At 69.3% G+C, this 18666-nt stretch carries 17 protein-coding genes and 2 pseudogenes; 9 read left to right on the top strand and 10 right to left on the bottom strand.

The genetic code is table 11. From position 1 onward, the window contains the following. The first annotated feature begins 189 nt into the window (after positions 1-189). Together ACFY3C_RS27635 and ACFY3C_RS27640 are read left to right on the top strand one after the other, a co-directional pair. Positions 190-570, top strand: a complete 381-nt coding sequence (locus ACFY3C_RS27635) for a hypothetical protein (protein ID WP_390772628.1) — start codon at positions 190-192, stop codon at positions 568-570. Between the two features lie 44 nt (positions 571-614). Further along, positions 615-1871 carry a DUF1266 domain-containing protein gene (locus ACFY3C_RS27640; protein ID WP_390772629.1) on the top strand — a complete coding sequence of 419 codons (1257 nt, stop codon included), beginning with the start codon at positions 615-617 and terminating at the stop codon, positions 1869-1871. Positions 1872-1935: 64 nt separating this feature from the next. On the opposite strand, the gene ACFY3C_RS27645 is transcribed toward ACFY3C_RS27640, so the two are convergent. Next, positions 1936-2397: an SMI1/KNR4 family protein gene (locus ACFY3C_RS27645; protein ID WP_390772630.1), complete on the bottom strand. Its 462-nt coding sequence runs from the start codon at positions 2395-2397 to the stop codon at positions 1936-1938. A gap of 257 nt (positions 2398-2654) precedes the next feature. On the opposite strand from ACFY3C_RS27645, the gene ACFY3C_RS27650 reads away from it, so the two are divergent. Both ACFY3C_RS27650 and ACFY3C_RS27655 read left to right on the top strand, forming a co-directional pair. Further along, complete coding sequence (locus ACFY3C_RS27650; RefSeq protein WP_390772631.1) at positions 2655-5546, top strand: BTAD domain-containing putative transcriptional regulator; 2892 nt, start codon at positions 2655-2657, stop codon at positions 5544-5546. 167 nt (positions 5547-5713) lie between these two features. Next, complete coding sequence (locus ACFY3C_RS27655) at positions 5714-6205, top strand: hypothetical protein (RefSeq protein ID WP_390772632.1); 492 nt, start codon at positions 5714-5716, stop codon at positions 6203-6205. Between the two features lie 136 nt (positions 6206-6341). Here ACFY3C_RS27655 and ACFY3C_RS27660 read toward each other — a convergent pair. Both ACFY3C_RS27660 and ACFY3C_RS27665 read right to left on the bottom strand, forming a co-directional pair. After that, positions 6342-6593 (bottom strand): annotated as a pseudogene (locus tag ACFY3C_RS27660) (hypothetical protein); the annotation flags it as partial. 90 nt (positions 6594-6683) lie between these two features. Next, positions 6684-7090: pseudogene (locus tag ACFY3C_RS27665) on the bottom strand (ATP-binding protein). Positions 7091-7293: 203 nt separating this feature from the next. On the opposite strand from ACFY3C_RS27665, the gene ACFY3C_RS27670 reads away from it, so the two are divergent. From ACFY3C_RS27670 to ACFY3C_RS27680, 3 genes are read left to right on the top strand one after another with little or no spacing between them, the layout of a single operon-like run. Beyond that, entirely contained in the window at positions 7294-8145 is an 852-nt protein-coding gene (locus ACFY3C_RS27670) for a helix-turn-helix domain-containing protein (protein ID WP_390772633.1), read from the top strand. 2 nt (positions 8146-8147) lie between these two features. Then, positions 8148-8345 carry a DUF397 domain-containing protein gene (locus ACFY3C_RS27675; protein WP_390772634.1) on the top strand — a complete coding sequence of 66 codons (198 nt, stop codon included), beginning with the start codon at positions 8148-8150 and terminating at the stop codon, positions 8343-8345. A gap of 7 nt (positions 8346-8352) precedes the next feature. After that, a complete protein-coding gene (locus ACFY3C_RS27680) occupies positions 8353-8985 on the top strand; it encodes a hypothetical protein (RefSeq protein WP_390772635.1) in 633 nt (210 codons plus the stop codon). Between the two features lie 27 nt (positions 8986-9012). Here the strand turns inward: ACFY3C_RS27680 and ACFY3C_RS27685 are convergent, their stop codons facing one another. Next, positions 9013-9435 carry a hypothetical protein gene (locus ACFY3C_RS27685; RefSeq protein ID WP_390772636.1) on the bottom strand — a complete coding sequence of 141 codons (423 nt, stop codon included), beginning with the start codon at positions 9433-9435 and terminating at the stop codon, positions 9013-9015. 239 nt (positions 9436-9674) lie between these two features. On the opposite strand from ACFY3C_RS27685, the gene ACFY3C_RS27690 reads away from it, so the two are divergent. Continuing rightward, positions 9675-10955, top strand: a complete 1281-nt coding sequence (locus ACFY3C_RS27690; RefSeq protein ID WP_390772637.1) for a DUF1266 domain-containing protein — start codon at positions 9675-9677, stop codon at positions 10953-10955. 182 nt (positions 10956-11137) lie between these two features. Continuing rightward, a complete protein-coding gene (locus tag ACFY3C_RS27695) occupies positions 11138-12484 on the top strand; it encodes a M14 family metallopeptidase (RefSeq protein WP_390772638.1) in 1347 nt (448 codons plus the stop codon). Positions 12485-12487: 3 nt separating this feature from the next. Here the strand turns inward: ACFY3C_RS27695 and ACFY3C_RS27700 are convergent, their stop codons facing one another. The 6 genes from ACFY3C_RS27700 to ACFY3C_RS27725 form a co-directional block, all read right to left on the bottom strand. Further along, entirely contained in the window at positions 12488-12988 is a 501-nt protein-coding gene (locus ACFY3C_RS27700) for a hypothetical protein (RefSeq protein WP_386579276.1), read from the bottom strand. 80 nt (positions 12989-13068) lie between these two features. Further along, on the bottom strand, positions 13069-14634 hold the full coding sequence (locus ACFY3C_RS27705) for an AAA family ATPase (protein ID WP_390772639.1): 1566 nt from the start codon (positions 14632-14634) through the stop codon (positions 13069-13071). 70 nt (positions 14635-14704) lie between these two features. Continuing rightward, positions 14705-15262, bottom strand: coding sequence for a hypothetical protein (locus ACFY3C_RS27710; protein WP_390772640.1), 558 nt, complete (start codon positions 15260-15262; stop codon positions 14705-14707). Next, positions 15259-15861, bottom strand: a complete 603-nt coding sequence (locus tag ACFY3C_RS27715; RefSeq protein ID WP_390772641.1) for a hypothetical protein — start codon at positions 15859-15861, stop codon at positions 15259-15261. The genes ACFY3C_RS27710 and ACFY3C_RS27715 overlap by 4 nt, the downstream gene beginning before the upstream one ends. After that, complete coding sequence (locus ACFY3C_RS27720) at positions 15858-18065, bottom strand: hypothetical protein (RefSeq protein WP_390772642.1); 2208 nt, start codon at positions 18063-18065, stop codon at positions 15858-15860. The genes ACFY3C_RS27715 and ACFY3C_RS27720 overlap by 4 nt, the downstream gene beginning before the upstream one ends. Before the next feature lie 68 nt (positions 18066-18133). Next, positions 18134-18616, bottom strand: coding sequence for a hypothetical protein (locus tag ACFY3C_RS27725; protein WP_390772643.1), 483 nt, complete (start codon positions 18614-18616; stop codon positions 18134-18136). Positions 18617-18666: the final 50 nt, after the last annotated feature.

An 18666-nucleotide genomic window follows, 5' to 3' on the forward strand; every position in this document is an offset into this window, starting at 1 on the left:
GCGCATCGGCGGACGGACACATTCGGCCAAAGGCCTTCCACTGTGACGAGTACCGCGTTGCTTGGGGCTGCCGCCGGGCGTGACCATGGACGGCATCAACCGGGCGACCGGGGCCAGCGGCGATTACGACCGCATGCCCTCTGGTAGCACTCGATTGGATGTCTCATGTCGACGCGGAATATGCAAGCGGTGCGCGCCCTCAGCAGGTTCGGAGAGCTTGCCTGGTTTAAATCGCCCGTGAAATATAACCCCGTCCACGGCTATCATCAGGTGCCTTACATGGGGTGGCGCTGGCGCTACACGTCTCCCAACGAAGACATCGCACAGCTCATCGAAAATACCGTAGAAGGACTTTCCACTCATGTTGAATGGACCCTTGACAGAACAAGAAGGAACTGGCTCCTACTGCCAAGTCGGATTCTACGCGAAGCGCAAGGGCTAGAGGACCCCGCTTTCTCGAACGTCGTTCACTCCATCACTGTTCAGGACCAGGAATTCTGCCTAAAAGCGCTTTCAGATTTGGACCTCATCATCCTGCGCTTGGAGCAGATTCCGATCCCGAAAAGCTGATCCCATCAGGAACGTTTCTCTACAACAGAAGGACACAGAGTCTCATGGCGTTCGGTCCGCCACCCACAGGTTTCAGGCCTCCTACACCACCTGCCTGGACGGCGCCGACGGACATCGAGCAGACGCTGTTCGAGGCCAAGTCGCGCGAGGACTGGCCCGTGTACTTCGGAACGCTTGCACAGGGCAGGCTGTTCTTCGAGATACAGAAGGACAAGGCGGATGCCACGCCCCCTGCCACGTACGCCGTCTTCGGACACGATCCGCGTGTTGCCGGTGGTCGGATCTGGGCCGTGTACACCGAGGGCATGCTGCCCGCGCCGGAGCCCCACCGGGTGTTCGACTGGAACCACCTCGAATGGTTCGCCAAGGTGTGGCAGCCGACTGATCCAACGGTAATCGTCATCAATCCCGGGAGTCCTTGCGAGGCCTTCCTTCCCTCGGCACCGCCGCATTCGGCGACTTGGGCACAGTACGGGGAACGGGCTCTCGCTCGGAAACGGTCCCTGCGACTGCGTACCCTCCACTTCGGTGGGCCGCTGCAGAGCTCCGTCGCCCACGGCCTCGCCTGCGGAGCGCTCCTGTGTGTCAGCAACGGCTCCGTCTGGAACGCCATGGCCTGGCACGGCGCGGGATATCCGGGTGAACGGAAACGGCTTCGCGAGTGGTGGGGCATCACCGCCCGTGAGGAGTGGCAGTACTACCTCCGCGACCTCCTCGCCTGCGAGCAGCACAGCTCGGTCTGGGATTTCGCCCTCGGGCTGCGCCGGCGTATCGCCCGGGATTTCGGCGGGCACGTCGACCTGGCGTACTGGCGGCAGGCCGCCGCCAACGTCATCCGGGCCAAATCCGAGGGTTCGGTCGTGGTGTCCGAAGACGGCGTCACCACGACCGAGCCCCGACCCGAGTCCGAGGTCGAGGCCCACGTCGAGGGTGTGCAGCGGCTCATCGGGCGCATCACCCGCTACGAGGCCCGGATGCGTGCCGACGGTGTGCTCGACGAGAACCGGTACGTGTCGTCCGTCGACGCCTGGGATCTCGGGCGCGCCTCGAAGATGGCCCGGTGGGGGCTCGGGGCCCGGTTCGGCACCCTTGCGGAGGCCGAGTCCGCCGTCATCCAGGCGGGGCGAGCCGCCTCCCTGTCCTACAAGTCCTGGCAGGACTTCTCCGCCGGCTACATCCTCGGCCGCTGCCTCCACTTCGACGACGAGGAGTTCGGGGACTGGTACCAGGACATGCTTGAGGCCCATCGAATCCTGATGTCAGACCCCGGCAGTCCTTGGCTCAACATCCCCTTTCGGTAGATGAATGAAAGGGTTGTCCCGCGATCGCTCTCCAGGGCAGGCGCGAGCATCCTGCGAAGTGGAACTACAGGGTGATCCGTCCGGTCAACCACCATTCGAGGTACCTGGCCAGGCTCGGAGCGACCCAAGTGCGGCTGTCGTCCTCGTGGTTCCAAGCGAAGACATCGGGGCGGTCCAGCCCGGGGAGGAGCGCGAAGAGGTCTCCGTTTCCCGCGTCCGCGAAGAAGAGCAGCGGCTCGAAGGGCATGTAGAGCGTGGCAAGCTCCTCGTCCCCGCGAAGAGTGGTGTTCTCGGAGGCGATCCGCTCGGCCGACCAGATGAGACCTTCCCCATACTCGCCCTCGATGCCGTTGCTCTCCAGAAGGAGAGCCACAAGGTCCGCAGGCAGCGGATGCCCAAGGGCAGTGGCGCACCTGAGCAGCGATGCCTCCGAGGCTGGCGGCTGGAAGACCGACGGACCAGGCAGGGCGGTGACCAGTTCGGTCCACACGGTGGGTACGACCTCCATGAGATTGCCGTCGATCAAGCGCTCAAGCAGCCAGGTCGGCGTGGGCCGGTGCTTCCTGTGGAGCAGGAAGCACGACTGATCATCGCTCGGACAGTATGGCTCTGGCCCGCGCCGGTCGCTTCACGGCCCCTCACCCTTGCAGGCACGGCACCCGCACTGCTGGTGGCGGTTTGGTGGCCTGGTTGGCCTGGTGCTGGAAGCTGCCGCCCACACGGGGCGCCGATCACCGGGAAGGGGCGTGTGCTGCTTAGCATGTGACGTGGTGAGGGGGTGCGATGCCGACGTTCGGGCTGCTCGGGCCGCTGGTGGTCCATGACGGGACACAGGAGCGACCGCTGGGAAGCGGCAAAGTCCGCGTTCTGTTGGCCGCCCTCCTGATCCACCGCAATCGGACCATCTCGAAGGACGGCCTGAAAGAGGCTCTGTGGGGTCCGAATCCCCCGGCGACCGCCGACGCCTCCCTCGCCAACCATGTGACGCGACTGCGGCGGCAGTTGGCGCTTCTCGGCGACGATCCTCGACGGCTGGCGGCGGAGTCGCCCGGATACCGGCTGCGCGTCGGCGACGGGGAGCTCGATGTCGACGTCTTCGAGGCCCATGTGAGCGCCGCTCGCCGGGCGTACCTGCAGCAGGACTGGGCAACGGCGGCAAGCCGGAGCACCGACGCCATGGCGCTGTGGCGCGGGCAGCCGCTGGCGGACATTCCAGATTTCGCGGACGCCGAGCCGCAGGCTCGGCTGGTCCAGCAGCTTCTCGAAACCCGGCTCCAGGTGCTGGAGTGGGGTTTCGAGGCCGCCCTCGCTCTCGGCAGGCACCACGAGCTGGTCCCACAGCTGACGGCGCTCGCCTCCGAGCACCCGCTGCGCGAGGCCTTCCACCGGCAGCTGATGCTCGCCCTGCACCGCACGAACCGGCAGGCAGAGGCGCTGCAGGTGTACGTACGGCTGCGCCGGAACCTGGTGGAGGAGCTGGGCGTCGAGCCGTCCGCCGCTGTCCGGGCGACACACCAGGACGTGCTCACCGACGAGGGCACCGCCATCGTGCCGACGCCCGCGGCCGACGCCAGCTCCGGCTCCGGCTCCGGCTCCGGGCCCGAGCGTCGGCCGTTGCGTCAACTTCCGGCGGACGTGGGTTACTTCACCGGCCGGGACAGAGAGGTCGCCACTCTCACACAGCTGCTTCGCCCGGGCGCCGACGCCGGGAGGCAGCCGCTCGGCCACGGCCCTCGACCGGTGGTCGTCTCCGGAATGGGCGGCATCGGCAAGACGGCCCTGGCCGTCCATGTCGCGCACCGGCTGCACGAGGACTTCCCGGACGGCCAGCTGTACGCCGACCTGCGCGGCTTCAGCCCGGGCCGGGAGCGCAGCCCCCGCGATCTGCTCGCACGGTTCCTGTCGGATCTCGGAGTGCACACCGAGTCCCTGCCCGACGACACGGACGACTGCGCGGCGCTCTTCCGTACGGTCATGGCAGAACGCCGGATGCTGCTGGTGCTCGACAACGCGCGAGATGCCGCCCAGGTCACGCCGCTGCTCCCCGGCAGCGGCAGCTGCGCCGTGGTGGTCACGAGCCGCCACACCCTCGCGGACCTGCCCGATGCCACGCTCGTGCCGCTGTCGCCTCTGGATAACGACGCCCAGAAGATGCTTCTGGCCGCGCTCTGCGGAGGCGAGCGCGTGCTGGAGGAACCGGCCGCCGCCGCCGACATCCTGGCTGTGTGCGGTGGGCTGCCGCTGGCGCTGCGCGTCGTGGGTGGCAGGCTGGCCTCCCGGCCGGCGTGGCCGCTCGCCCTGCTCGCGCGGCAGTTGTCGTCCAGCTCCGGCCGTCTGCGGGAACTCAGCGTCGGCGGTCTCGACGTCCACGCGACGTTCGCCATGAGCTACGTCGTCATGCGCGACAGCGAAAAGCCCGAGGAGCGGGCGGCCGCCCGAGCCTTCCGCCTGCTGGGGCTGTGGCCCGAGCAGCAGCTGACACCGCATGCGGCGGCGGCGCTGCTCGGCCTCCCGGTGCGGGAGGCCGCCCGCCTGCTGGACCTCCTGGCCGACGTCCACCTCGTACAGAGCCCGACGCCCGACCGGTACGCCTTCCACGATCTTCTCGGCGAGTACGCCGCCGAACGAGCCGCGGCGGAGGAAGCCCCGCAGGAACGGGCGGACGCCTCGCTCCGGCTGCTGTCCTGGTACGTGGCTGCGGTGGAGAAGGCATCGAGGGTGACCGTCGGTGAGACGCAGCCGCCTCCCCCGCTGGATGAGCAGCCGGCCGAACCCGTTGCGGACTTCGAGGATGCTCAGCAGGCACTGCGGTGGTACGTGCGGGAGCTGCCCGCCATCCGGCAGGCGATCGGCAGGGCCGGTTCCCTCGGCCGCTCCGACGTGGCCTGGCGCCTCGCCGTAGGTCTGTTCGGGTACGCGGACACGTACTGGTGGACCGGCGAGTGGGACACCTGCCTCCAGGCCGCGCTGGCCATCGCCGTGGAACGTGACGACACCGTGGGGCAGGCCTGGCTGTACCGCCGTCTCGCCGTCGCACACGGCATGGCTTATCGCAACGACGAGTGCCTGGAAAACCTGGAGATCTCCCTGGACCTCTTCGAGCGGGCCGGGGACATCACCGCCCAGGCATCGATCCTGGGCAACATGGCGGCACTCCACACTCAGGCCGGCCGGGCGGAAGACGCCCTGGTGTATGCGTTGCGCTCGCAGGAGCTGTACCGCAGGACGGACAACCCCGGCAGCGAGGCCCTCGTACTCGGGAGGATCGCCGACGCGCTCCAGTTGGCCGGGGACTTCAGCGGCGCCGCGGAGCAGCACCGTAGGCGCATCCCGCTGCTGCGGAAGCAGGCACGACCCACAGCACTCGCCACCGCTCTGACGAACTACGGCTCCGTGCTGCAGAACCTGGGCCTGCGTGACGAGGCCTTCGCGGCCCTGGACGAAGCCATGGCCATACGCCGTCAGCTGGGCGATCACGGCGGCGAGGCGGACTGCCTGGCGGTAACCGCCCGGGCCCACCATCACTTCGGGGAGTGGGACGCCGCCCGCCACTGCTGGCACGCATGCCTCGACCTCGCGCGCGCCCACACCCTCCCGCAGCGCGCCCAGGAGAGCCTGGACGGCATCGCGGCACTGGAACGGGCCTGCACGACCGGCGCGCCGACGTCGGTGTGACTTCGGGAGTCGCTTTGCGGCGAACCTCACGCCCTGATATCACCCGAACGACACTGTGAGGCTCCTCGGTGCGTCGATCTTTTCGTGATCAAATCCGACCGGGCAAGCGGAAGTCACACGGCCGGAAGTGCCGTATTTACCCGCGATCTGCTTAGGAGTGTCTCGGCATGCGTAATTTCGGATTGCTCGGTCGGAGTTCCGTAGCAGCCTTGAGTGCTGTTGTGTTCTCCGCTCCGCTGGCTTCAGCAGCTGCCGCATCATCCCCGGCCGATGGCCAACAGGGCGAGCAGGTGCTGTCACTGGTCGCGAAGACCACGCAGTTCACGCCGTACGGCTCGGGCGATGCCCAGGGCAACGGGTTCACGCTCGCCAACGACCTTTACCGCGGCAGCCAGAGGGTCGGCTCCGGCGGCGGAGGCTGCACCATTGTCCGCCTCGAGGCAGGTGCGAGCACCGGCACCTTGCAGTGCCTCATCACCTTCGCCCTCCGCGACGGTGACATCACGGTCCAGGGCTTTGCTCCCTACGCCCCACCACCTCAGGACTTCAATCTCTCGATCAACGGCGGCACGGGTCGCTACGCGGCAAGCCGCGGCTACGTGCACGGGCACACCGTGGACGACACGACCACCGAACTCACCTTCCACATCGTGCCCTGAACGACGCGCTCCCCCCGAGTGGGGAGAGCTGGGATCCCTGTGACGATCGGGGCAGTGACCGCGCCCGCCCGCTTCTTCCCCTCGCGGAAGCGCGACACTGGCCAGGAAGCGGGCGGCCCACCCCAACCTCGCTCACTCACTCCTCGGCGAACAGCTCCGCCGCATCCGTGGCGCGCACAGCCCTCTGCGCCCAGACCTCGAGTTGGTCCAGGTCCGTGCAGGCCTCGACCCGCTCGCGGACGGCGTCGGTCACCTGAATACCGCGCCACTCCAAGATGCGGAGGATCATCTCGCCCTTGGCCTCAGCCCGGCCCTGTTCCCGGCCCTGTTCGTCCCTCCACATGTGCTTCGCCTGGGGATCGGCCAGGCACGAGTCGACGAACTGCACTCGGGATGTTCAGCACGCTCTGTAGCGCCCGGGTCAGCAGCGCCGGGTCCTTCTAGATCCGGTGCAGCGCCTCATGCGACGAACCCACGATCACGCAGCCCCCAGCTCACACCACACGAGCTTCCCCGGTTCCCGAACCTGGCCGACGGCTGCCAACCCCAGAAGTCCGCGCATGCCCTGACCAAGCCCAGCCCCCGCCCCTCCTCCACCAGCTCCGCGACCTGCTCCAGCGGCCGCGGAGGCTCCGGCGGCCCGGGGTCCGTGTCCCACGCCCCGATCCACACCACCCCCTCCGGGGAGCGACGAACCCTCAACGCCGCCGGCCCCTTCGTGTGCCGTACGGCGTTGGAGACCAGCTCCGTCGCCAGGAGTTCCGCCATGTCCACCAGCCCGATCAGGTCGTGCATCGTCAGGATCAGGCGCAGGGTCCGGCGACAGACGGTCACCGCTCTGAGGTCGTTCGGGATGTACAGCGTGTAGTCCCAGGATTCAGGCATGCCTCAACTCCGTTCAGTAGGAGGGGAATTCACGCGCGGTGGCATTGCCGCACCCGTCACGGCAGGACGGCACGGTGCACTTCCGCTGCGTGTGCGTCGCGTCACCGACGGTAGACTTTATAAATAAGGGCGAGCAAGGTGATCCCGTAATCTGACACCCGAACGAGGTGCACGGAGAGGCACGTTGAACCAGGGAGCGGCCGATGGGGACCAAGCGCGAGCCCACAGCGCGTCAGATGCGGCTGGCCGTGGAACTGCGCAGGCTCCGCGAGGCTGCGAGCCTCTGCTCTCGCGAGGCAGCGGCTCTGCTCGGCGTGAACTCCGTTCAGATCAGTCAGATCGAGGCCGGCACCTCAGGCGTGAGCGAGCAGCGTCTACGGCGCATGGCGGCCAACTACGCTTGCACGGATGCAGAGTTCATTGACGGCTTGGCGGCGATCGCCACCGACCGGACGCAGGGCTGGTGGGAGGAGTACCGAGGCCGGCTGCCCACGCCGTTCATGAATCTGCCCGAGCTGGAGCATCACGCCCGCTGTCGATGGGACGTGGAGTTCCTGCACGTACCGGGCCTTCTCCAGACCGCGGATTACGCTCGCTCCCTCTTCTCGTACGTGAACCCGGAGTTCCCGCAGAGTGATGTCGAGCGGTGGGTTGATCACCGGATGAGGCGCAGGGTCATCATCGAGCGCCCGGACCCGGTGCCGTACGAGGCGGTGATCCACGAGGCTGCGCTGCGCATCAGAGTCGGAGATCGATCCACAGCACGGACTCAGCTCGCCCGGGTCCTGGAACTCTCCGAGGTCGACCACGTCACCGTGCGCGTAGTCCCCTTCGACCTGGACGACTTCGGTGGGGCCGGGAGTGCGATGGTGTACGCGAGTGGACCCGTCCCCAAGCTGGACACCGTCGTCCGCGACGGCCCCAGCGGCCCGGTCTTCATCGACGCCGAAGCCCAGCTCAACCGATATCGAACGCTCTTCCGTAGGGTGGAGGCAGTGTCACTCGACCCCGACCGTTCGCGTGACTTCATTCACCAGCTGTCGAAGGAGCTGTGAGCATGCCGATTCCCGACACCTGGAAGAAGTCCTCCTTCTCCGGCGGCGGCCAGGGCGATGCCTGCGTCGAAGTCGCAGACCTGAACGCCCACATAGCCATCCGCGATTCCAAGGCCCCGGCCAGAGCAACCCTCACCTTCCCACCCGGAGCCTTCACCCCCTTCATAGAAGCCCTGAAGACAGTGGACCACCCCCTGTAGGCCAAAGATGCCTCCCCACCTGAGACAAACCCTCACCGACATAGGCGCATACGAAGGTCCCGGAGCCTACGACGCATTCCTCAGCGCGCTCGGCGGATCACTGGCCAGGCTCCCCATCCTCATCAGCCGCGCCGAAGTCGCCCTGGACGTCTCCGACCTCAACGCCGACCAGCTCAGACACGCCCTGCGCACCGCCGTCCAAGATGCGGGGCAGGACGTCTGGGCGGCCTGGCCGGCCGAACGAACGGCGGTGCGGGTCGCCTACCGCGCCGTACTCGACCGACTCGACGACCTCTGGTACCCGAGCACGGACGACCTGCTGATCATCGACGGTGACGAGCGAGTCCTTGTTCTGGACCACGAGGAGCGGCTCTTTCTCACCCGGGCCGACGCGAGGTTGCAGATCTACTCGGTCGAGGAGCGGGATGGGGCGACCGCCACGTGCATCGTCCGGTGCGTGGGCGGAGTCGTGCGCGTCGGCCAGCGGTTCGGCGTCGGGCCGGACAAGGTGACCCTCAAGGGGATTCTTTGCTACGAGCGGCCGGTGGATTTCGTGGATCCTCCCCACAGCGCCAAGGTCTGGCTGACGGGCAGATCGGTCGGCCTTCTTGAGGAAGGGTCGGTCATCACCGCCGCCTGAGACCTGGGCCTGAGACCGCGCGGTGTCCTACTTCTTGCCCAGCCTCTGCGTGACAAGCGGATCCCCGAATGCGTTGTACACCGTCACCGTCGTCCCCTTGGCGGACTTCCCCGCCCCACCCGCATAGTCACGGTAGGCGTCCGCGACCTGCTGCGCCCGGGTCATCGCCTCGTCCTCGGCGCCGATGTTCGTCGAGATGAGAACGCGGCCGCCGTCGGCGTCGCGGGTCTGGATGCGTTCGACCTCGCCCGTGACCTTCGCCAGGCTGTGGGTCTTGCCGTAGTCGCGGAGGGCCTTGGCATTGCCCTTCATCTCGGCGCTGTCGCCCGTCGCGGGGAACTTCTCCGGGATCGTCGACGACTCCTTGGTGGCCGGCTCACTGGTGCAGGCCGTGGCGAACAGGCAGGCGGCCAGCAGAGCCGCCCCGGCGGCAGTTCTCCGATTGATCACGTCGAGACTCCTTGAGGCTGCTTGAGACTCCTGTGGGGAACGGCGGGGCCCCGGCCCCTCCCCTACTAGATGGGCAAACAGAGAGTCAGGTCGCGGTAAAGCGAGGTGACCTGGACCACTTGCCGGCGAACACCTCATGCAAAACGCGCTGCCCCACCGAGGCCACCATCCCCGCGTCACATAGCATGACCAGGCAAGTCAAGTCGCCTCAGACGGCCATAAGTTGAAAAGGGCACGACATGTCGTTCGGTCCGCCACCCGCAGGGTTCGGGCCTGCGACACCGCCAGCCTGGACTCCGCCCGGGTCGACCCCGCCGGCCTGGACTCCGCCGACGGCCATCGAACAGGCTCTCCTCGAAACCAAGTCGCGCGAGGACTGGGCGGCCTACTTCGACACCCTGGCGGACAGCCGCCTGTACTTCGAGATACGGCGCGACGGGGCGGATGCCGAACCGAGCAGGACGATTCCCGTCTTCGGACACGATCCCCGAGTCGCTGGCGGGCGGATCTGGGCCGTGTACACGGAGGGGATGCTGCCCGCGCCAGACCCGCACCGGGTGTTCGACTGGCAGAAGCTCGGGTGGTTCGCCAGCGTGTGGGAGCCGAATGATCCGACCATGATCGTGGTCAATCCGGGCAGTCCGTGCGAGGCGTTTCTGCCCTCCGCACCGCCGCACTCCGCCGTGTGGGCGCAGCACAAGGCGAAGGGTCCGCTGAACCGGACGCGGGTGAGCACGCTCCGGCTCGGCGGGCCTCTGGAGGGTCCTGTCGCGCAGGGGCTGGCCTGCGGCGCACTGCTGGTCGTGTGGCACGGGCTGCCCTGGAACGCCATGGCGTATCACGGCAACGGCTATCAGGCGGAGCGCGAGTCGCTCCGGGAGTGGTGGGGTGTCACGAATCGCGAGGAGTGGCAGGTCCAGCAGCGCAACCTGCTCGATCCCGACGGCGCCAACCCCGTCTGGGAGTTCGCCCTGAACCTGCGTCGCACTATCGCCCGTGACTTCGGCGGCCATGTCGACACGGCCTACTGGCGCGACGCGGTCGCCCGGGTGCTGCGCGGTCGCGCGGGTGGTGAGATCGTCATCACCCCGGACGGGGTCACCAGCACCCCCGCCGGTCCGGAGGCGGAGACCGAGGCACGCATCAAGGGCGTCCAGGCTCTCGTCGGTCGTATCACCCGGTACGAGGCGCGCTTCCGGGCCGACGGCATTCTCGACGAGAACCGGTTCGTCCGTTCCGTGGACGCCTGGAACTTCGGGCGGGCGTCCGGCATGGCTCGTTGGGGGCTCGGGGCCCGGTACTGCTCTCTGCAGGAGGCCGAGTCCGCTGTCATCGAGGCCGGGCGGGTCGCAGCGCGGTCGTACAAGTCCTGGCGGGACTTCGCCGCCGGGTACATCCTCGGGCGCTGCCTGCACTTCGATGACGAAGAGTTCGGCAGTTGGTACACGGACATGGTCGACGTTCATCGGATTTTGATGTCCGAACCCGACAGTCCCTGGCTCACCGTTCCCTTCCGGTGAGGCTGCCGAATCTCATGGCTCCGGCGAAGGTGAGCCTTGACCTGATCATGCCAACCCCTCACCATGAGCGCCAACCCCCGCACAGCGGCCCCACAGCAAGAAGCACGTCGCACTGACGCACCCCCCAGCTCCACTCCCCACTTCCGGCGACCCCGGAATCCCTGGAGACCCAAGGAGAGTTCATGCGACTTCGCATCCGCGGCTCCGGCGCGCGCGGCGGCAAACGGCGTACCGCCGCACTCGGTGCGCTACTGGCGCTCGCCCTCGCCGCACCCGTCTCGGCCGGCGCCACGCACGCCACCGCCGACAGTGTCCGGAAGGCCGAGCCTTCCGGTGACGACATCCGCCAGTACGAGATCCATCAGAGCACCAACCCCGTGACCCGTACGGCCATTCAGCAGGCCGGTGTCACCGTCGACGAGGCCGACGAGGAGACCGTAGTCGTGTCCGGGCGGGCCGAGCAGATCGGCAAGCTGCGGAAACTCGGGTACGACGTCAGCCCGTTGGGGGCGGCACCCCAGCGGTCCGGGGTCCGGCTCTACGACTTCCCCAGCGCCGACTCGAAGTACCACAACTACGCCGAGATGAACGCCGAGATCGACCAGCGGCTCGCCGCCTACCCGAACATCATGAGCAAGCGGGTGATCGGGAAGTCGTACCAGGGGCGGGACATCGTCGCCATCAAGGTGAGCGACAACGTGGGGACGGATGAGGACGAGCCGGAGGCGCTGTTCACCTTTCACCAGCACGCTCGTGAGCATCTGACCGTGGAGATGGCCCTGTACCTGCTGCGCGAGTTCGGCGCCGGGTACGGGAGCGACTCGCGGATCACGAACCTGATCAACAGCCGGGAGATCTGGATCGTCCCCGATCTGAACCCGGACGGCGGCGAGTACGACATCGCCACCGGGTCGTACCGGTCGTGGCGGAAGAACCGGCAGCCCAACTCGGGGTCGTCGTACGTCGGGACCGACCTCAACCGGAACTGGGACTACAAGTGGGGCTGCTGCGGCGGCTCTTCGGGCTCGAAGTCGTCCGAGACCTATCGTGGTTCCGCCGCCGAGTCCGCGCCCGAGGTGAAGGTCGTCTCCGACTTCGTGCGCAGCCGGGTCGTCGGCGGCAAGCAGCAGATCAAGGCCGGCATCGACTTCCACACCTACAGCGAGCTGGTGCTGTGGCCGTTCGGGTACACCTACTCGGACACGGCGACCGGGATGACCGCCGATGACGCCGCCGCGTTCAAGGCCGTGGGGCAGAAGATGGCCGCGAGCAACGGGTACACGCCGGAGCAGTCGAGCGATCTGTACATCACCGACGGGACGATCGACGACTACCTGTGGGGCGTCCACAAGATCTTCGACTACACCTTCGAGATGTATCCGACGTCCAGTTCCGGGGGTGGGTTCTACCCGCCCGACGAGGTCATCGAGCGGGAGACGTCCCGGAACAAGGACGCGGTGCTGCAGCTGCTGGAGAACGCGGACTGCATGTACCGGGCGATCGGGAAGGCCGCCCAGTACTGCAGCTAGGCCCTAGGCCTCTTCGAAGTAGGCGTCGAGGACCGCGTCCAGCTGGTCCTCCCACTCCTTGAAGCGCGCCCTGGCCGTCGCCTCGATCTCGATCGGGAACCAGCGGCGGTCAGGGGTGTGCACCGTGATGGTGAAACGCTTGCCGAAGCGGGGCGACTCCGTCTCGACCGCGGCGATCTCGTCCCAGCGGAACTCGCACTTCTCCTCGTCCAGGCTGAGCCGGATGCCGCTGTGGTCGGCGGCGAACTTGGCGCGGCGGTCGGAGGCCTCGAAGACGGGCCCGTCCGCGGGCGCCTGCTCCTCTTCCTCCGGCTCCTCCGGCTCTGCCGGTGCCTCGGCCGCCGGGGCCGCCGGCTCCGGCTCCTCGGCAGGCTCCGGTGCCGCCGCCTGCGGCTCCTGCTCCTGGTCCGACTTCGCCGCCGGTGCGGTGAGCCCGGGGATGAAGGCCGGGTCGAATCCGGCGCCCTCGACGGGCTTGCTGCTCGATCCTATGCGCTGCTCCACGGCGGAAGTATGGACGACATTCCTGTGCCGGAACCAGTCGGACCACCCGACTCACGGATTGACCCTGGTCACTCGTCCAGTCACTCGTCCATGAAGACGATCCTTCGGGTACGGCCTCCGTCGCCCGGTACCGGCGTCACGGCCGCCCGGCCCGCCGGTACCGCGCGCTCGCGGCCCCAGGCTCGGATCTCCTCGATCTGCTCGGGGTTGCTGACGCTGAGCGGACGTACCTGGGCGAAGGTGTCCATGACGTACGAGTCCTTCAGCTGGGGGAAGCCGCCGCGGCGTACGGCCTCCTCGCCCACGTCGTGCAGAGCGGCCTCCAGGTCGGAGCCGGCGAAGCCCTCGGAGAGGTCGACCAGGCGGTCGAGCTGCTCGGGGTCGGGGTCGCCCTGGAGGTAGCGGCGGTGGTAGATGCGGATGATCTCCTTGCGGTCCTGGGCGTCGGGCAGGTCCACGAAGAAGAGTTCGTCGAAGCGGCCCTTGCGCAGCAGCTCCGGGGGCAGGCTGCGGATGTCGTTGGCGGTGGCGACGACGAACGCGCGGGACTGGGACTCCTGGAGCCAGTACAGGAACTGGCCGATGATGCGCTGCGGGACGCCGGACATGTCGTCCCGGCCGGCCAGGCCCTTCTCGATCTCGTCGATCCAGAGCACGCAGGGGGCCACGCGGTCGGCCATCGCCAGGGCCTCGCGGAAGCGGCCCTCGGACTCGCCCAGGTACTTGCCGTGGATGCTGGCCATGTCGAGGCGGTAGAGCGGGAGCTGCCAGTCGTGGGCGATGGCCTTGGCCGACAGCGACTTGCCGCAGCCCGGTACGCCGACCAGCAGGACGCCCCGCGGCGGGCGCAGGGCCGTGTGGCGCAGGTCGCGGGAGATCATGTCGTGCTTGCGTTCCAGCCAGGTGCGCAGGCCGGTCAGGCCGCCGATGGCGTAGTCGCTCTGCCTGAGGTGGACCCGTTCCAGGCCGGTGAGGTCGCTGAAGATGCGGTCCTTGGCCTGGGCGAGGCCGAGGACGTCCTCGCGACGGATGGCTCCCTTCGCGGCGATGGTCGCCATGAGGTTGACGCACTCGGCCTCGGTGACGCCGTTCAGGAACTCGGCCGCGCGGCGGGCGTCCTCCTCGGTCCAGTCGATGGGGATGTGGCCGTGGTGGTCGCCGAGGAAGCCGCTGAGGATGCCGTACATCTCCTCGGAGTCGGGCAGGTCCAGGCGCAGGCTCATGCCGAGGCGCTGCAGGCCGCTCCAGATGGGGGTGTCCGTGATCAGGACGATGCTGCCCATGTTGCTGTCGGCGAGGCGGGCCAGTTCCGCGAAGTGGCGGGTGACCGGGGTGTCCGACTCGAGTTCGTCGGGGTCGACGAAGACGACGGTGGCGTTGGCTCGGCTGCCGAACTGGGCGGCCGCGAAGTCCATCGCACCCGCCAGCGAACGGTCGTCCTGCACGGGCGCGTTGGTGCGCAGGTCGCGCAGGCCGGTGGCCCGGGTGTAGATCCAGAACGGCATGCTGCTGCGCCGGGACTGGGTGGCCGCCTCCCGCAACAGGCGCAGGGCGCGCTGCTGTTCGATGGTGCGCATCGCGATGACCGGGACGCGGGCGGAGATGTAGCTGTCGAGGTGGCTGAGGCTCTCGGCGTAGTTCGACATTCGGGCCTTCTCGGAGGTGTTCGGGGACGGCGGGACGTGCGCGGCAGGCCGTGGCCCGCCGCTGTCCGCCTCAGCCGGAGCCGGGGACGATGCGGCGTCTGGACGGGGCCGCGGGGTCGTACGCCCAGGCGTCCTGGGCCGGGCGCGCCGTGAGGGTGGCGGTCAGCGCGTTGTCCCGCAGGGTGCGGCGACGGCGCTCGACCAGGCGGGGGTCGGTGCCGCGCCGGATCTCTGCGTCCAGGTTCCGCTCCAGCTGGGCCTGCACCTCGGTGATCTGGTTGTCGACCAGCTCGGTCAGCCGGGTGCGAAGGGACTCCGGGAGGCCCGGGTGGGCGGCCAGGGCGCGGACGGCGTGCAGGCCGGTGCGGGCCTGGGCCAGCTCGCGGCCCCAACTGAAGTCGTCCCGTGCCTCGTTCAGGGCGCGGACGAGGTGCTCGGCCCAGGCGATCAGGCGGGTGCTCAGGGCGGTGGTGAGGTGCTCGGTCAGCCGTGCCCAGGTGTCGCTGTCGTACTGCTCCTCGGCGAGCGCGGGCAGCACGGCCGGGTCGCCGGGCTCCAGGGCCGCCCAGCGGCGCAGGAAGCCGACCCAGGCCTGGTACGAGCCGCCGTCGCCCCACAACCCGCTCATACGGTGCTGCCCGGCCGACGCACGACGGTCTCCCCCGGCGGCAGCGGCTCCCAGTCCGGCAGCCCCTCCACGACCCGCCGAAGCCGGCTGGTGACCCGCTCCTGCTGCGGACGCCGCTGCGCGGCCCAGGGGGAGGCCTGGGCACGGGCGGAGTCGGCGGAGGCGGCCCAAGGGGAGGCGGTGGGCTGTTGGCCGCTGCCGGTGGGCTGCTGGGTAGGGCCGACGGGCTGGTGACCGCTGCCGGTGGGCTGCTGGGTGGGGCCGACGGGCTGGTGGCCGCTGCCGGTGGGCTGGTGGGCGGGGCCGGTGCCGGTGGGCTGCCCTGTGTGGGGGGCGGGGCCGCCTGCGGCGGGCTGCGGGACGGCGGCCCAGGGCGCCGCCGGGGTGGCCCCCTGCGCGGGCACCGTGGCCCCGGGCTGCCCGGTCGCGGCCCAGGAGCGCTGGGCGGCGGACGCCGACGGAGGTGCCGTGGAGTTCCCTGGCGGCACAGCCCCCGCCTCGTGCGACGCGGGACGCGCGGCGTTCGCCCACGGCGACTCGTCCTGCGCGCCGCGCGGCGCCGTACCGGGCTGGTGGGCGGGCGGCGGTGGCGTACTCATCGGGCGCTGTCCTCCTGGGACTCGGACGAGATCTCCTGACCGGCCTTCTCCTCCGGCTCGGCCTCCTTGTGGAACGACGACTCGGACCCGGAGGAGCCCTCCGCGCGAGCCGACGAGCCCGGCGCCGCGTCCTCCCGGACCGACGCCCCGGCCACGGCTCCCGAGCGAGCCGCAGGCACGGCGTCCCCCTGAGCCGACCCCTCAGACACGGCACCCTTCCCGGACCGGGACTCGGAAGCGGCTGCCCAACCGGGCCCAGAATCGGACGAGGTCGCCTCGCGGACCGACGACTCGGACGAGGCCTCCGCGCCGCCCAACGACCCGGACGACGCCTCCCCGCCAGCCAACGACCCGGACGAGGTCCCCCCGCCAGCCAACGACCCGGATGCCGCCTCCCAGCGCGCCGAAGGCACAGCGCCCCCCTGAGCCGCCCCCGCAACCGCCGACTCCTTGCGTACCGTCCGCCCCTCGAACGGCGAAGCACCCCCGCCCGCCGTCGGCAGCGTGGCGATCAGTTCGCGGACCTTGGCCTCGGTCTGGTCGGCTGTTGTGAACTTCTCGTACCAGTCGGTGAGTTCGGCCGAGGCGCTGCGGAGCTGGTGGAGGGAGTCCGTTTTGGCGCGGTCCAGGAGTTCGCGGGCCGCGGCCTGGGCGCGGGCTGCGGTCTGGGCCTGGTTGCGGAGGACGAGGCCCCAGACGAGGGCGACGATGGCTGCCGCGCCGATCGCGAAGGCGGGCCAGCTGCCGGCGAGGAAGAGGAGGATGGCCGCTACCACGCCGGCCAGCGGGGCCACCTTCTTCAGCCACGGGAAGGCGAGCGCCTCCACGAACGGACCCGTGTAGCGGTCCCAGTGGTCGCTGAGGGACTTCTCCAGGGAGGCCAGGGGCTGGGTGAAGGAGCCGACCCAGGTGGGCAGTTGGAAGAGCTGCGAGCCCACGGAGTGCGACGTGGCGAACTGGGCCTGGACGTCCTGCGGCACGGCGGCCCGGTAGTCGCGGGTGTGGGCGGCGTGCGCCTGCTGGAACCACTCGTGGCAGGCCGCGACGGAAAGCCGCTGGGTGGCCGGCGAGGTACCGATGGCCTGCGGGTTGAGCGCGGCCGTGGTCTGCACGGTGAGGTAGTCGAGGGTCTCCTCGTACGAGGCCGCGTCCGCGTCGGCGGTCTTGCGGGCCGCGGTGAGGTCGCCGTCGTGGTCGACCACCGCCTGGTTGAAGGCGAGGTCGCGGCGCAGCGGCAGCTCCTCGTTGTCGTACTCGGAGACCAGCCGGTCGAGGATGTCGTCGACGGCGTCCTCGATGCGCTCGGACGGCTGGAACTCGCGGTCCATGATGGCCCGGTACTTGTCCAGCACGGGCTGCTGGCCGCGCGCGGAGGAGAGCACGCCGTCGAGGGTGACCCACTGCGGGGAGACGGCGGCCAGGCGCGGGAACTCGGCCGCCTGGGACGGACCGCGCAGCGACTCCAGCTCGTCGCGCCAGCGCCGGACCTGCCTGGCCTGCGCGTCGGCGCTGTCCATCAGCTGGGAGCGCCACTCGGCGAGGGTGCGGTCCAGCAGTTCGCGGCCGACGAGTCCGAACGCGCCCTGGGCGATGGCCTCCAGGATGACCGCGAACTCGCGGCCGAGCGCGGCCGGGTCCTGGGCCAGGAGATAGTGCCGCAGCCAGCGCACCGCCCCCTCGGAGCGGCCCTGGCGGCGCAGGACGAGCGCGAAGAAGAGGGAGGTGCGGTCGGGCGAGCGGCGGAAGGCCTCGTCGACCGCGCGCTCGCACAGGGTGCGGTCGTCGGCGGACCAGGAGGCGAGGGCGACCAGGGCGGGGGCGAGCCAGTAGCGGGGGGTCTGGAGCATCAGCTGGTCGCCGACCAGCCGGACGTTGTCCTCCGACACCAGGCCGATGTCGAAGGCCTGGAGCATGCCGACCGCGGTACGGCGGACCGTCTTGTGGTGGCCGAACTCGTGGTCGATCTTGTCCTCGATGGCTCCGATGCGGGTCTCGGCGCGCTGCACGTTCGCGGTGGCCTGCGCCTGCTGGACGAAGGCGAGGAACTCGTCGCGCAGCTGCTGGAGTTCGGTGCGGGTCTGCTGCTGGTTGGCCTCGACGGTGGAGACCTGGCCGGAGACGGAGCCGACCTGTTCGCTGAGTCTGATGACGAGGTTGCTGACCTCCTGCACCTGGCGGCGCAGTGTGTAGTCGACCTCGGACATACGGAACTCCGTTCGAGTGCTGCGAGGAGAGCGGGCAGGGGGGAGGGGCAGGGGGCAGGGATCCGGACTCAGGGGCGGACTACGGTGCCGTCGTCCAGGACGGGCAGGATCAGGCCGTCGTCGTAGACCTCGATGTAGGCGTAGCCCCCGGAGCGGGCGAGCATGCGGGCCGCCGAGAACGGCTCGGGCATCGGCTCGGCCGGGGCGAAGTGCCGCACAATGACGTGGAAGAGGTTCAGCTGGTGGTCGACGTACGGCGGGCCCAGGTAACAGCGGGCGACGAAGCCGAGCGGCACCGAGCCGTACGCCGTCGTGTACTGCTCGCGGACCCACTCGGCCAGCGACCGGCAGGCCTGCTCGTCCAGGCCCGCGTCGAGCCGGCCGACGGCGTCGAGCAGTTTGCGGGAGCGCGGTGTGTACCGCTCGCGGCGTACGACGCCGGGCGCCGGGTTCGCGGGCGTGGAGCCCGGCTGGGCGCCCGGGCCCGGCTGGATCCCCGGCCCCTGCTGTGCCGGCCGTACGATACGGCGCGGCCGTTCGGTGTACCCCATGTGTCCCCCGAGAGTCATGGGTGGTGAGCGGTTGTGCGATGCACGGAAGG

It is taken from the genome of Streptomyces sp. NPDC001410 (assembly GCF_042895235.1).
Classification (GTDB): Bacteria; Actinomycetota; Actinomycetes; order Streptomycetales; family Streptomycetaceae; genus Streptomyces.

Excerpts from the sequence above, each read along its gene's own strand:
- ACFY3C_RS27640 (WP_390772629.1), top strand. The coding sequence starts at position 615 with ATGGCGTTCGGTCCGCCACCCACAGGTTTCAGGCCTCCTACACCACCT.
- ACFY3C_RS27650 (WP_390772631.1), top strand. The coding sequence starts at position 2,655 with ATGCCGACGTTCGGGCTGCTCGGGCCGCTGGTGGTCCATGACGGGACA.
- ACFY3C_RS27655 (WP_390772632.1), top strand. The coding sequence starts at position 5,714 with ATGCGTAATTTCGGATTGCTCGGTCGGAGTTCCGTAGCAGCCTTGAGT.
- ACFY3C_RS27670 (WP_390772633.1), top strand. The coding sequence starts at position 7,294 with ATGGGGACCAAGCGCGAGCCCACAGCGCGTCAGATGCGGCTGGCCGTG.
- ACFY3C_RS27675 (WP_390772634.1), top strand. The coding sequence starts at position 8,148 with ATGCCGATTCCCGACACCTGGAAGAAGTCCTCCTTCTCCGGCGGCGGC.
- ACFY3C_RS27680 (WP_390772635.1), top strand. The coding sequence starts at position 8,353 with ATGCCTCCCCACCTGAGACAAACCCTCACCGACATAGGCGCATACGAA.
- ACFY3C_RS27690 (WP_390772637.1), top strand. The coding sequence starts at position 9,675 with ATGTCGTTCGGTCCGCCACCCGCAGGGTTCGGGCCTGCGACACCGCCA.
- ACFY3C_RS27695 (WP_390772638.1), top strand. The coding sequence starts at position 11,138 with ATGCGACTTCGCATCCGCGGCTCCGGCGCGCGCGGCGGCAAACGGCGT.
- ACFY3C_RS27705 (WP_390772639.1), bottom strand. The coding sequence starts at position 14,634 with ATGTCGAACTACGCCGAGAGCCTCAGCCACCTCGACAGCTACATCTCC.
- ACFY3C_RS27710 (WP_390772640.1), bottom strand. The coding sequence starts at position 15,262 with ATGAGCGGGTTGTGGGGCGACGGCGGCTCGTACCAGGCCTGGGTCGGC.
- ACFY3C_RS27715 (WP_390772641.1), bottom strand. The coding sequence starts at position 15,861 with ATGAGTACGCCACCGCCGCCCGCCCACCAGCCCGGTACGGCGCCGCGC.
- ACFY3C_RS27720 (WP_390772642.1), bottom strand. The coding sequence starts at position 18,065 with ATGTCCGAGGTCGACTACACACTGCGCCGCCAGGTGCAGGAGGTCAGC.
- ACFY3C_RS27725 (WP_390772643.1), bottom strand. The coding sequence starts at position 18,616 with ATGGGGTACACCGAACGGCCGCGCCGTATCGTACGGCCGGCACAGCAG.